This window comes from Streptomyces sp. NPDC002573 (genome assembly GCF_042889625.1).
GTDB lineage: Bacteria > Actinomycetota > Actinomycetes > Streptomycetales > Streptomycetaceae > Streptomyces > Streptomyces gibsoniae.
In genome coordinates this window covers 72,833-86,054 of sequence record NZ_JBIARC010000009.1, presented here as the reverse complement: position 1 = coordinate 86,054, position 13,222 = coordinate 72,833, and the positions used below count along the sequence as shown (strand labels likewise).

11 protein-coding genes are annotated in these 13,222 nt (G+C 71.0%); 7 read left to right on the top strand and 4 right to left on the bottom strand.

Going from position 1 to position 13,222, the window contains the following annotated elements:
- The first annotated feature begins 3 nt into the window (after window positions 1-3).
- Window positions 4-1,284, top strand: a complete 1,281-nt coding sequence (locus ACFYX0_RS11795; protein ID WP_388969405.1) for an MFS transporter — start codon at window positions 4-6, stop codon at window positions 1,282-1,284.
- Between the two features lie 22 nt (window positions 1,285-1,306).
- Here ACFYX0_RS11795 and ACFYX0_RS11790 read toward each other — a convergent pair whose 3' ends face one another.
- A complete protein-coding gene (locus ACFYX0_RS11790; RefSeq protein WP_311692346.1) occupies window positions 1,307-1,786 on the bottom strand; it encodes an Lrp/AsnC family transcriptional regulator in 480 nt (159 codons plus the stop codon).
- A gap of 122 nt (window positions 1,787-1,908) precedes the next feature.
- Here ACFYX0_RS11790 and hppD point away from each other — a divergent pair, with 122 nt between their 5' ends.
- The 4 genes from hppD (at window position 1,909) to ACFYX0_RS11770 (ending at window position 7,147) form a co-directional block, all read left to right on the top strand.
- Window positions 1,909-3,054 carry a 4-hydroxyphenylpyruvate dioxygenase gene (gene hppD / locus ACFYX0_RS11785; protein WP_388969403.1) on the top strand — a complete coding sequence of 382 codons (1,146 nt, stop codon included), beginning with the start codon at window positions 1,909-1,911 and terminating at the stop codon, window positions 3,052-3,054.
- 137 nt (window positions 3,055-3,191) lie between these two features.
- Entirely contained in the window at window positions 3,192-4,598 is a 1,407-nt protein-coding gene (locus ACFYX0_RS11780; RefSeq protein ID WP_388969531.1) for an FAD-binding oxidoreductase, read from the top strand.
- 242 nt (window positions 4,599-4,840) lie between these two features.
- On the top strand, window positions 4,841-6,289 hold the full coding sequence (locus ACFYX0_RS11775) for an RDD family protein (RefSeq protein WP_388969401.1): 1,449 nt from the start codon (window positions 4,841-4,843) through the stop codon (window positions 6,287-6,289).
- 54 nt (window positions 6,290-6,343) lie between these two features.
- A complete protein-coding gene (locus tag ACFYX0_RS11770) occupies window positions 6,344-7,147 on the top strand; it encodes an RDD family protein (protein WP_388969399.1) in 804 nt (267 codons plus the stop codon).
- A gap of 145 nt (window positions 7,148-7,292) precedes the next feature.
- Here the strand turns inward: ACFYX0_RS11770 and ACFYX0_RS11765 are convergent, their stop codons facing one another.
- On the bottom strand, window positions 7,293-7,580 hold the full coding sequence (locus tag ACFYX0_RS11765; protein WP_355904387.1) for a hypothetical protein: 288 nt from the start codon (window positions 7,578-7,580) through the stop codon (window positions 7,293-7,295).
- 532 nt (window positions 7,581-8,112) lie between these two features.
- Here ACFYX0_RS11765 and ACFYX0_RS11760 point away from each other — a divergent pair.
- Together ACFYX0_RS11760 and ACFYX0_RS11755 are read left to right on the top strand one after the other, a co-directional pair.
- On the top strand, window positions 8,113-10,437 hold the full coding sequence (locus ACFYX0_RS11760; RefSeq protein WP_388969396.1) for an immune inhibitor A domain-containing protein: 2,325 nt from the start codon (window positions 8,113-8,115) through the stop codon (window positions 10,435-10,437).
- 169 nt (window positions 10,438-10,606) lie between these two features.
- Window positions 10,607-10,939: a hypothetical protein gene (locus tag ACFYX0_RS11755; protein WP_311692357.1), complete on the top strand. Its 333-nt coding sequence runs from the start codon at window positions 10,607-10,609 to the stop codon at window positions 10,937-10,939.
- Window positions 10,940-10,967: 28 nt separating this feature from the next.
- On the opposite strand, the gene ACFYX0_RS11750 is transcribed toward ACFYX0_RS11755, so the two are convergent.
- Both ACFYX0_RS11750 and ACFYX0_RS11745 read right to left on the bottom strand, forming a co-directional pair.
- Window positions 10,968-11,552, bottom strand: a complete 585-nt coding sequence (locus ACFYX0_RS11750) for an isochorismatase family protein (protein ID WP_388969394.1) — start codon at window positions 11,550-11,552, stop codon at window positions 10,968-10,970.
- Window positions 11,553-11,752: 200 nt separating this feature from the next.
- Entirely contained in the window at window positions 11,753-13,081 is a 1,329-nt protein-coding gene (locus tag ACFYX0_RS11745; RefSeq protein ID WP_388969392.1) for a nicotinate phosphoribosyltransferase, read from the bottom strand.
- Window positions 13,082-13,222 lie beyond the last annotated feature (141 nt).

The following is a 13,222-nucleotide window of genomic DNA, read 5'->3' as shown; positions in this document are numbered from 1 at the left end:
CCCGTGACCGTCTCTCTCTACGAGGTCCGACCGGCCGGTCGGCATGCGGCAGTGCCCACAGGCAGTCTGTTCCGGCGGGTCTACGCACCGCGCGCCTGCGACGCGCTCGCCTACTCCATGGCGACCTACGCCATGCCGCTCGTGGTGCTGGCGACCACCGGCTCCGCGTCCCTGACGGGTCTGGCGTTCGCGCTGGAGTGGATACCCCGGGTGGCCGCGTTCAGCTTCGCCGGTGACCTGGTGGACCGCAGCGGCGCGGCCATCGTGTGCTTCCTCGCCTCGCTCCTGCGGGCCCTGCTGGTGGCGGGCGCCGGTGTCGTCCTGTTCATGCTGCCCCGGGGGACGACCGAGACCGTGACCGTCATGGCGCTGGCCGCCGTGACGGGTGCCCTCACCCAGTTCAGCTTCATCGCCAACGAGGCGGTCGGCGCCATCGTCAGCCGCCGCTCCGAAGGGCAGTCCCACAGGGTGCAGTCGGTGCTGATCGGCATCGACCAGACGGCCACCCTCGTCGGCCCGGCCCTGGGCGGTGTCCTGCTGCTGACCGGGCCGACCCGCATGCTCGCCTGTCTGAGCGTGCTGTCCTTCCTGTCGGCCGGGCTCGCCCTGCAGACCCCGCCCACCCCCCTGCGCGCCGGACGAGGTGGCGGACAGGGGACGGGCGGAGGCATGCGGGAAGGCTGGAGCACCCTGCGGTCACTCCCGTCCCTGCGGCGGCTCGTGACCGGGCTGGCCTTCTCCAACCTCGCGCTCGGTCTGCTGCAGTCGGCGAGTCCCGTCCTCGTGGAGGGCCGCTTCGGCCGTTCCCCGGCCGCCGTCGGCACGCTCTGGTCGGTGGCTGCCGCCGCCACCCTGGTCGTGATCACCTGCTGCCGGTTCGCGCTGAACCGGGCGGGCCTGTGGGGGGTCGGCGTCATCAGCGGGACGGTCGCGGCCGCCGCCTGCCTCGCGGTGCCCTGGGCCCCCTCCTATGCCGGCTACACGGCCCTCGTAGCCCTGTTCATGGCCGCCGACGGAGGGCTCACCGTCGTCCTGCGCACCCTGCGCTCGCTGATCATCCCGCCCGCGGCCTTCGGCACGACCCTCTCCCTGACGATCCTGATCCTGCTGCTGCCCTTCCCGGTGGCGGGCGTCGTGCTGGCCCTCACCCCGCCGCCGTATCTGACCGACGTCATGGGCGCGTGCGCCGTGGTGCAGGCCATCACCCTGCTGATCACCTTCGTACGACTGCGCCATGACCCGGTGCTCCGCGCCACGGCGAACCCGGTCCCCCGCGAGGCCTGACCCCGCCGCCCGCCGGGAGCCGTCAGCCCCGCTCCCGGTCCTGCGCCGCCTGTTCCACCAGAGGGATGATCCGCAACGGAACCGGGTTCTCCATGACGATCGCCGTCGAGGCGCGGACGATCCCCTCGAAGCCGACCACCCGGTCGATCACCCGCTGGAGGTCGGCGTTCGAGCGGGCCACCAGCCGGCACAGCATGTCGCCGCTGCCGGTGGTGGTGTGCAGTTCCAGGACCTCGGGCACGGTCGCCAGATGGGCCCGCACGTCCGGGCCCTGGCCCTGGCGGATCTGGAGCGTCGCGAACGCCGTGACGGGGTAACCGAGCGCGGCCGGATCCACCTCCGGCCCGAAGCCGCGGACCACCCCCTGGGACTGGAGCCGGTCCAGACGCGCCTGGACCGTGCCGCGGGCGACCCCGAGCCGCCGGGACATCTCCAGCACCCCGATGCGCGGCTCGCGCGCCAGCAACACGATGAGCCGGGCGTCCAGATGATCGATCGCCACACCGCACTCCCTGATGGTCATCCTGTACAGAACGCCCGGCGATCCGGGCCCTCCACTGGGCAGAATGCCCAGCCGATACGCAAACTATTGCGCACCTTGCGGAGACGGGTGAGGCTGCCGACATGACGCAGACCACACACCACACCCCGGACACCGCGCGTGAGGCAGACCCCTTCCCGGTGAAGGGAATGGACGCGGTCGTCTTTGCCGTGGGCAACGCCAAGCAGGCCGCGCACTACTACTCCACCGCCTTCGGAATGCGGCTCGTCGCCTACTCCGGACCGGAGACCGGCAGCCGCGAGACCGCCTCGTACGTCCTGGAGAACGGCTCCGCCCGTTTCGTCTTCACCTCGGTCGTCAAGCCCGCCACCGAGTGGGGCGACTTCCTCGCCCGGCACGTGGCCGAGCACGGCGACGGCGTGATCGACCTCGCCATCGAGGTCCCGGACGCGCGCGCGGCGTACGCCTACGCGATCGAGCACGGCGCCGCCTCGGTCGCCGAGCCGTACGAGATGAAGGACGAGCACGGCACCGTCGTCCTGGCCGCGATCGCCACCTACGGCGAGACCCGCCACACCCTGGTCGAGCGCACCGGCTACGACGGCCCCTACCTCCCCGGCTACGCCGCCGCCGACCCGATCGTCGAGCCGCCGGCCCACCGCACCTTCCAGGCGATCGACCACTGCGTCGGCAACGTCGAACTCGGCCACATGAACGAGTGGGTCGAGTTCTACAACAAGGTCATGGGCTTCACGAACATGAAGGAGTTCGTGGGCGACGACATCGCGACCGAGTACAGCGCGCTGATGTCGAAGGTCGTGGCCGACGGGACGCTCAAGGTCAAGTTCCCGATCAACGAGCCCGCGATCGCCAAGAAGAAGTCCCAGATCGACGAGTACCTGGAGTTCTACGGCGGCCCCGGCGTCCAGCACATCGCGCTCAACACGAACGACATCGTGCGCACGGTCCGCACGATGCGCGAGGCGGGCGTGCAGTTCCTGGACACCCCGGACTCGTACTACGACACCCTCGGCGAGTGGGTCGGCGACACCCGCGTCCCCGTCGAGACCCTGCGCGAGCTGAAGATCCTCGCCGACCGCGACGAGGACGGCTATCTCCTGCAGATCTTCACCAAGCCGGTCCAGGACCGTCCGACGGTGTTCTTCGAGATCATCGAGCGTCACGGCTCCATGGGCTTCGGCAAGGGCAACTTCAAGGCCCTGTTCGAGGCGATCGAGCGCGAGCAGGAGAAGCGCGGAAACCTGTGACCCGCCCACCCGTGCCTCCGGGGTCCTGACCCCCGGGCCTCCGGGACCCTGACGACCGGGTCCCGGAGGGGGCAACGGCGCGCGCCCTCGCGGGGGTTTCCGTGGGGGTTCCCACCGCCGCCCCCGGGTGCGACGCTGTGATCATGAGCCGTATCGAAGCCCCGCGCGACGAAGTCACCGGCAACCTCCTCGACCGCCTCGGGGCGGGTCTGCCCGCCGAGGCCGTCCTGGCCGATCCCGACGTCACGGCCTCGTACGGACACGACATGGCGAGCTTCTGCGCGGCCGGCACCCCGGCCGTGGTCGTGCTGCCGCGCACCGTCGAACAGGTCCAGCACGTCCTGCGGACCGCCACCGACCTGCGGATCCCGGTCGTCCCGCAGGGCGCCCGCACTGGGCTGTCGGGCGGCGCGAACGCCTCCGACGGCTGCATCGTGCTCTCGCTCACCAAGATGGACCGGATCCTGGAGATCAGTCCGGTCGACCGCATCGCCGTGGTCGAGCCCGGCGTCATCAACGCCACGCTCTCCCGCGCGGTGGAGGAACACGGCCTCTTCTACCCGCCGGACCCCTCCAGCTGGGAGATGTGCACGATCGGCGGCAACATCGGCACCGCCTCGGGCGGTCTGTGCTGCGTCAAGTACGGGGTCACGGCCGAGTACGTCCTCGGTCTCGACGTCGTGCTCGCCGACGGGCGTCTGCTGTCCACCGGCCGCCGCACCGCCAAGGGCGTCGCCGGATACGACCTCACCCGCCTCTTCGTCGGCTCCGAGGGCTCGCTCGGCATCGTGGTCCGCGCGATCCTCGCCCTGAAGCCGAAGCCGCCGCAACAGCTGGTGCTGGCCGCGGAGTTCGCGTCGGCGGCCGACGCCTGCGACGCCGTCTGCCGGATCATGGCGGCCAGGCATGTGCCGTCCCTGCTCGAACTGATGGACCGTACGACCCTCAAGGCCGTCAACGACCTCGCGCACATGGGCCTGCCGGAGTCCACCGACGCGCTGCTGCTCGTCGCCTTCGACACCCCGGACCCGACCGCCGACCTCGCCGCGGTCGGCGCGCTGTGCGAGGCCGCGGGCGCCACCCAGGTCGTCCCGGCCGACGACGCGGCCGAGTCCGAACTCCTGCTGAAGGCACGCCGTCTGTCGCTCACCGCGCTGGAGGCGGTCAAGGGCACGACGATGATCGACGACGTGTGCGTGCCCCGCTCCCGGCTCGGCGACATGCTCGAAGGGGTCGAGCGGATCGCCGGGAAGTACGGGCTCACCATCGGGGTCTGCGCGCACGCGGGCGACGGCAACACCCACCCGACCGTCTGCTTCGACGCACAGGACCCCGACGAGTCGCGGCGCGCCCGTGAGTCCTTCGACGAGATCATGCAACTCGGCCTGGAACTCGGCGGAACCATCACCGGCGAGCACGGGGTGGGCCTGCTGAAGAAGGAGTGGCTGGCCCGGGAGATCGGCCCGGTGGGCGTGGAGACGCACCGGGCGATCAAACAGGTTTTCGACCCCTTGGGCATCCTGAACCCGGGCAAGGTCTTCTGAGCCGAGCCCGGGGGATAGTTCGCAGGAGCGCCCATGGAAGGGGCCGTTGGTACGAACGCGCGTTTACGAGAACTTTCTTTCGGCGTGCGTTCCGGGTATGTGAAGGGTGTGCGCGCTATCGCCCGGAAAGGGGTGGGTACGGCCGGAGAGGCCGTACCGCCTGCCCGCTTCTGATAGATGTGGATGCCCACACAAAGCTGTGGATGCCCAGACAACCCCCGAGCAGATACGGGACGACGGACATGAGCGCCCCCACCCCGGCACCCGGTGACGACAGGCCCCGCGAAGGGTACTACCCGGATCCGTCCATTCCCGGATACGTCCGGTACTGGAACGGGGTCGCCTGGGTGCCCGGCACCAGTCGGCCGGCACCCGCCGACGGCACAGCCCCGGCCCCGCCCGGCGCGGGCCCCGCGGAGTCCCCCGCGGAGGCGACGGGCCCGCACTTCTTCGACGAGGACCCGGTCGGCCAGTCCGGTCCGGCGAGCGCGTCCGGCGGCGCGGCGCAGGCCCCGCACGACAACCGCCAGGAGCCCGCCTCGGCCTGGGGCGCCGACCGCTCCCGGCAGTCCGGGTTCGGCGGCGAGCCGGACCGCCGGGTGTCCTGGGGCGCGGCCGAGGCCGCCGACCCGCGGCTGCCGGGCGCGGGTGCGCCCGACGGCAGGGCGACCCGGACGGACGGCACCGCCACCATCCCGCCCGCCGCGACCGGATCCGCCCCGGGCGCCGAGGAACCCGCCCCCTCCGAGAGCACCATGACGATCCGTGCGCTCTCCCCGCGCACGGGGGAGCAGAGCGGAAGCGCGGGGGCGGCCGGTTCCGCCACGGGTCGCTCCGCCACGCGCACGCCTGACGCCCAGGCCGCCGCCCGCCAGGCGCTCGGCCTGGACCCCGAGGCGCCGAAGGTCACCCCGCCGCGGGCGGCCCCGGCACCCCAGGCCCAGCCGGCCCCGGCGCCCCAGGCGCCCGCGGCGGGGGCGCCCGTCCCGCAGCAGGCCGGCTCGCTCTCCCAGCAACCGGCGGCGAGCCTGCCGCAGCAGCCCGGCCCCGCGATGGGACCCGGCGCGCCCATGACCGCGGGACCCGGCGGCGGCCAGCCCTCCTGGGCCCAGCAGGTGCACCAGCTCGCGGACGGCGGCGACCGGCCGCCCGCTCCGTGGAAGCCGCCGGTGGACGACCCGTTCCTGGCGGCCGCGCGGGCGCAGGCGGCGGCCCGGCCCGCGGGCCTCGGCAAGCGGCTGGCCGCCCGGCTGCTGGACACCCTGGTCCTGGCGGCGGTCACGGGTGCGGCCGCGGTTCCGCTGGCCGGCAAGGCGATCGACCACATCAACGGCAAGATCGACGCGGCCCGGCTGTCCGGGCGGACCGTCACGGTCTGGCTGCTGGACGGCACGACCTCGGTCTATCTCGGCATCGTGCTCGCCGTGCTGCTCGGCTTCGGTGTGCTCTACGAGGTGCTGCCCACCGCCCGGTGGGGCCGCACGCTCGGCAAGAAGCTGTGCGGACTCGAGGTGCGGGACATCGAGGGCCATGAGCCGCCGGCCTTCGGCCCGGCCCTGTGCCGCTGGCTGGTCTACAGCATTCCCGGCGTACTGGGCATCGGTGTCGTCGGTGTCCTGTGGTGCATGTTCGACCGTCCCTGGCGCCAGTGCTGGCACGACAAGGCCGCACACACGTTCGTGGCGGGCTGACCCGGACGGACCTCTACGGATGCGGAGCGGCGGGGTTCGCGGTCGACTCGGGCCATGAGCACCGAACCGCCGCCCCCGGGCTCCGGGGACTCTCCGGGGGACGACCCGTTCAGAAAGCAGCAGCCCCCGTCCTCCGAGGGCGGCGGCCCCGGCTCGCACGGGAGCCCGGAGCACGGCGGTGGTCCCTCGTACGGTGGTGAACCCCCGCCCGGCGGCCCACCTCCGCCCGGCGGCGAGCCCCCGTACGGGGCGCCCCCGCCCGGAGGCGGCCCCTACGGCGCACCCCCGCCCCCCGGAGGCGGTCCCTACGGCGGGGGAGGCCCGTACGGCGCCGGGGGTCCCTACGGCGGCGAAGGCCCCTACGGCGCCGGAGGACCGTACGGCCCCGGTGGCACGGACCCCCTCGCCGGGATGCCCCCGCTGGCCGACAGCGGCAAACGCGTGCTCGCCCGGATCATCGACATGATCATCGTGGGGGTGGTCGTCTGGCTGCTGTCCTGGGTGTTCCACATCTCCGAGTACAGCGTGGAGACGGGCAGGGCCGAGTACGGCAGATCCGTCGGCCAGTCCGTGATCGCCGCCGTGCTCTACATCGCGTACGACACCGTGCTGATCTCCAGGTCGGGCCAGACGATCGGCAAGCGGCTGCTGAACATGCGGGTGGCCAACCTGGCGGACGGCTCCAACCCCTCCGTGCAGGCCTCGCTGATCCGCGCGGCCGTGCTGTGGCTGCCGTTCGCCTTCTGCTGTGTCTGCATCTGGACCGCGATCTGCGGCGGCTGGAGCTTCTTCGACCGGCCCTACAAGCAGGGGCTGCACGACAAGGCGGCCAGGACCGTGGAGGTCAGCACGGTCTGAGCGGGCCCGGGGGATGAGCGCGACGGCGGCGGCGTACGTATGAATCGGCGGGCCCGTGCAGCGGGGGCCGCCGGTTCATGTCCGCTCGACGAGAGGGCGCGTCCATGCGTGGGGTCTGCGCGGTGCAGAGGGCGCGGCGCCCGGTTCAGGGATTCGCCGGCTCGTGCGCGGACTCGGCGGGCGCGGCGGATCCGACGGACGCCGTCGGGCGCGCGGCCGCGGCCGACGGCCGTTCGGCGGGCCGCCCGGCGGCCGCTGCGGACCTCGGCAGGGGGACCGTCACGGCGACGAGGAGTCCGAGGGCGAGAGCCGCGAGGGCGACCACGGTGATCCCCAGGGCCGAACTCGTCTGGGACAGCAACAGCATGGCGAGGGTCGAGAAGATCACGGTGCAGGAACCGTAGGCGAGCTGTGCGGTGTTCGGACGAGGCATGGCCATTCCTCGGGGGTGGAGGCCTCCCCCCGTGCCTCTCGCGATGGGGGAGGATGCGGATAACTGCTGGCAACTGCTGGCGCCTGTGGGGCACTTGGGGCGGAGCTAAGAATCGCGGGGTGACAACGGTGTCGACAGGGCAATCCGTCGCCGTTCCGACGTTCCGCCTGTCGACTCTATTCGCCTGCATGCCCGAGGGGAACGGCCGGTAAGCGTGACCTAACCCACGGTGCCGATGCATGGGGGGCGCACGGAGTCATGCAGTCCGCCAAGTGGACAGTTCCGCGCGCCGGTTGACGGGTGACTATGCCGTCTGCAAGCCGTCCGTGCGTCGGCCGTGCGCCGTTCGTATTGTGTTCGAATGCTGCATACCTCGTTCTCTTAATGCAATTGACCTGTGCAAGTCAAGATCTGTCTTTTCTCTTAAATCTCCGGTCAAATGTCGTCACTTGGCACACGCGTACCTCGCGCGGACCTTCCCTGCATCCAGGATCCCCTTCCGCGTGACCGGGCGCGTCGGGGAGGACATCAAGTGACCAGTGGACCCTGGACGTTCAGAGCGTCCGCGATCGTCGTCGCGCTCGCGGCGGCCACCGCCGCCCTCTCGGCGACCGCCGTGGCCCAGGGGGGCGCGAAAGCCCCCGCGGCCCCTGTCGTCCGGCATGACCCGCAGTCGGCCGAGAGCAGGGAGCACAACCTCGACGGACCGCTGAGCAGGACCCAGGCGGCGCAGCGTGAAGAGGCGCTCAACCGGGTCATATCCGGCAAGGCGGCGGTCACGGACCGCGGCGCCTCGAAGGTGGTGAAGCTCAGCAGCGGCAAGTACGTCGAACTCGCCCGCGAGCGCACCGACAAGATCTTCACGATCCTCGCGGAGTTCGGCACCAAGACGTCGCAGTACGGCGGCACGGCCGGCCCCGAGCACAACCGGATAGCCGCGCCGGACCGCACCAAGGACAACAGCACCGCCTGGCAGTCGGACTACAACCGGCAGCACTTCCAGGACCTCTACTTCTCCGCGGACCCGAAGAAGAACTCGCTCAAGCAGTTCTACGAGAAGGCGTCCTCCGGCCGTTACTCGGTCGACGGCCAGGTCCAGGACTGGGTCAAGGTCGACTACAACGAGGCCCGTTACGGCTCCAACCAGTGCGACACCTGCGTGTGGAACCTGATCAGCGACGCCCTCACGAAGTGGGTCGCCCAGCGCAAGGCCGCCGGTGACACCGACGCGCAGATCAAGGCCAAGATCGCCCAGTACGACCAGTGGGACCGCTACGACTACGACGGCGACGGCAACTTCAACGAGCCCGACGGCTACATCGACCACTTCCAGATCGTGCACGCCGGCGAGGACGAGTCCGCGGGCGGCGGTGCGCAGGGCGAGGACGCGATCTGGGCCCACCGCTGGTACGCCTACGGCACCGACGCCGGCAGGACCGGCCCCGACACCAGCAAGCTCGGCGGTACGCAGATCGGTGACACCGGTGTGTGGGTCGGCGACTACACCGTCCAGCCGGAGAACGGCGGACTCGGTGTCTTCGCCCACGAGTACGGCCACGACCTGGGCCTGCCCGACAACTACGACACCACCGGCAACGCCGACAACTCCACCGGCTTCTGGGACCTCATGTCCTCCGGTTCCTGGCTCGGCACCGGCAAGCACAGCATCGGCGACACCCCCGGTGACTTCACCGCCTGGGACAAGCTCCAGCTGGGCTGGCTGAACTACCGGACCGTCACCTCCCGCGCCACGTCGCTGACGAAGATCGGGTACTCGGAGTTCAACACCAAGGACCCGCAGGCCGTGCTCGTCACGCTGCCGAAGAAGACCGTCACCACGGAGCTGATCCCCCCGGCGAGTGGCTCGTACCAGTGGTGGAGCGGCAGCGGGAACGGCCTCAACAACACGCTGACCCGTGATGTCGACCTGACCGGCAAGTCGTCGGCCGCGCTGTCCCTCAAGGGCTACTACGACATCGAGCAGAACTACGACTTCCTGTACACGGAGGTCTCCACGGACGGCGGCGCCACCTGGAAGCCGGTGGACGGCACGGCGAACGGCGCCGCGATCCCGCGCGACGCGAGCGACCAGCCCGCGCTCACCGGCACCCTCGACGGCTACGCCGACCTGGTCTACCCGCTGGACGCCTACGCCGGTCAGAAGATCAAGCTGCGCTTCCGCTACACCACCGACACCGGTGTGGCGAAGAAGGGCTTCACGGCCGACGACCTCGCCGTCACCGCCGACGGTTCCGCCGTCTTCAGCGACGGGGCCGAGAACGGCACCGGCGACTGGGCGGTGAACGGCTTCTCGGTCAAGGGAGCGTCCTACAGCGGCGACTACCCGCAGTACTACATCGCCGAGAACCGCCAGTACGTGTCGTACGACTCGACGCTGAAGACCGGCCCGTACAACTTCGGCTTCCTGAACACCAGGCCGAGCTGGGTGGAGCACTACCCGTACCAGAACGGCCTGCTGGTCTGGTACTGGGACACCTCGCAGGCGGACAACAACGTCAGCGAGCACCCGGGCCAGGGGCTCATCCTGCCCGTCGACGCCCACGCCAAGCCGCTGAAGTGGACGGACGGCACCTATCTGCGCACGCGGATGCAGGGCTTCGACTCCACCTTCACCCTGGAGCCGACGGACACGATCACGCTGCACAACAACAGTGTGGGGACCAAGATCAGGAGCCAGGCGGGCGTTCCGGTCTTCGACGACCACAAGGGCACGTACTACTACTCCGCGACCCCGTACGCGAGTGTGAAGGTGCCGGACACCCACACCAGGATCAGGCTCCTGCGGCAGACCAAGAACGGCAGCGTACTGACGGTGGCGGTGCAGCCGTCCCGGTGACGACCCCCGGATGATCTTCTCCGGAGTGGAACCGCTCACAAGCTGAGCGACGTTTCCGCAGCTCAACGCATGATCGGCCGTGACCCTCTGGCGGGTCGCGGCCGATCGTGTTTAGGTGCGTCCTGTGGCTCTCTTATTGACGTCGGTTCTCACGGGGGTGTGACAAGGCATGGCCGCAGGAGGTTTCTGCAAGCTGCCGAGCGGCAGCGTGGTGGTGGCGCTGAACCTGCCCAGCCCGGGCTCGGCGGGCGGCTTCGTCCGTGTGCTCGTGCTCGCCCAGAACCGCGCCCGGGCGCTGACGCGCCTGCGCAATCTGGGACTGCGCGCCGTGTATCTGCGCGGCAACGCGGCCCCGCCGACCCCCGACGAGATCACGGCGGTCCTGCACCACCCCGACGGCCTGATATGGCGCACGGCCCCGGAGAGCACGGGCCAGGAGCTGTCGCAGGAGCTGTGGCACCCGATCCGGGCCCTGCTGCGGCAGAAGACGGCACAGGCGTGAGCCGGGGCCGGACCACGGCCCGCCGGGGCTACACCACGGGCTTGCCGGACAGCTCCACCCCGGCCTCCCGGAGCTCCTCGAGCGCCCGCTCGGTGGTCGCCTCGGACACCCCGGCGGTCAGGTCCAGCAGCACCTGGGTGCGGAAGCCGTGCCGTGCGGCGTCCAGTGCGGTGGCACGCACACAGTGGTCCGTGGCGATGCCCACCACGTCCACCTCGTCGATCTCCCGGGCCCGCAGCCAGTCGGCCAGCGACTGCCCGTTCTCGTCGACCCCCTCGAACCCGCTGTACGCCGCCGAGTACGCGCCCTTGTCGAAGACGGCGTCGATCGCGCCGGAGGCGACCACCGGGGCGAAATTGGGGTGGAAGCCGACGCCCTCGGTGCCGGCCACGCAGTGCGCGGGCCACGAGCGCACATAGTCGGGGTTGTCGGCGAAGTGCCCGCCCGGAGCGATGTGGTGGTCCCGGGTGGCGACGACATGGCGGTACCCGGCGGGGGCCTGACCGATCAGCTCGGTGATCGCGGCGGCCACATCGGCCCCTCCGGCCACCGCGAGGCTGCCGCCTTCACAGAAGTCGTTCTGCACGTCTACGACGATCAAGGCGCGGCGCATGGTCGGTGTCCTTAGGGTCGGCAGCGGTTCGACAGCGGAGGGGTGCGGGGCCCGGCCGTCTGTACGAACTACCGAGCCTAGAGACTTCGAGGGGCGGACGGGAGGGGGCACGAGATGGTCGGTCGGGTGCGTGGGTGCGCTGCCGTTGCATTCCCCCCGGCCGCCTGCTCATGCGTCCGGGGGACGGTCACACCGCCGTCTTACACGTACTCGGTCGGAAGCACGGGTTCCCCGCGTGACAGCTGGGTCGCCGACAGCGGCAGGGCGGCGCGTGCGGTGATGTGGCGCTCGCGGACGACGTCCAGCGGCTCGCGGGCGACGACCTGGCCGCCCTTGACCAGCTCGACCAGCAGCTGCCGGTCCACGAGCGCGTCCGGCACCGGCCCGGTGCCGATGACCTCGGCCTCCGCCACCCCGTGCTCGTCGAGCCGGCGTGCGGCCCACTTGCGCCCGCCTATGGAGGTCTTGCCGCCGGTCGACTTCTTCGCGACCGGCACCAGCGGCGCCTTCGGGTCGGCCGACTCGGCCCGGGCGACCAGCTTGTAGACCATCGAGCAGGTGGGGTGCCCGGAGCCGGTCACCACCTGGGTGCCGACGCCGTACGCGTCCACGGGGGCCGCCCGCAGCGAGGCGATCGCGTACTCGTCCAGGTCGGAGGTCACGATGATCTTCGTCTTGGTCGCGCCCAGCTCGTCGAGCTGCTGCCGGACCCGGTGCGCGACCAGCAGCAGATCACCGGAGTCGATACGGACGGCGCCCAGCTCGGGCCCGGCGATCTCCACGGCCACCCGCACGGCCTCGGTGACGTCGTAGGTGTCCACCAGCAGGGTGGTGCCCCGGCCCATCGACTCCACCTGGGCCCGGAAGGCGTCCCGCTCCCGGTCGTGCAGCAGCGTGAAGGCGTGCGCGGACGTCCCGACCGTCGGGATCCCGTAGCGGAACCCGGCCGCCAGGTCGGAGGTGGTGGTGAAGCCGCCGACGTACGCGGCCCGCGCGGCGGCCACGGCGGCCAGCTCATGGGTGCGGCGGGCGCCCATCTCGATCAGCGGCCGGCCGTCGGCGGCGGAGGACATACGGGAGGCGGCGGCCGCCACGGCGGAGTCGTGGTTGAGGATCGACAGGATCACGGTCTCCAGGAGCACGCACTCGGCGAAGGAGCCCTCGACCCGCATGATCGGCGAGCCCGGGAAGTACACCTCGCCCTCCGGGTAGCCCCAGATGTCCCCACTGAAGCGGTACCCGGCGAGCCACTGGAGCGTCTCATCGTCGACGATCCCGCGCTCCCGCAGGAAGCCGAGGACGCCGGCGTCGAAGCGGAAGTTCTCGACCGCGTCCAGGACGCGCCCGGTGCCGGCCACCACGCCGTAGCGACGGCCCTCGGGCAGCCGTCGGGTGAAGACCTCGAAGACGGATCGCCGCTCGGCGGTACCCGCCGCGAGGGCGGCCTTCAGCATCGTCAGCTCGTAGTGGTCGGTGAAGAGCGCCGTCGACGGTACGTCCACCGGCAACCCGAGATCCGCTACGCCCACCAAGCTCTCCTCGTACATGTGTCGGTACCCCCAGTCTCTGCCGGGGGTTCGGGGTTGTCCCCACGGGTGAACAACACGACGGCCGATCGTACTCCCATCTCGTCAGTCTGACGATTTAAGGCGGTGGTGCGGGTGTCCGTT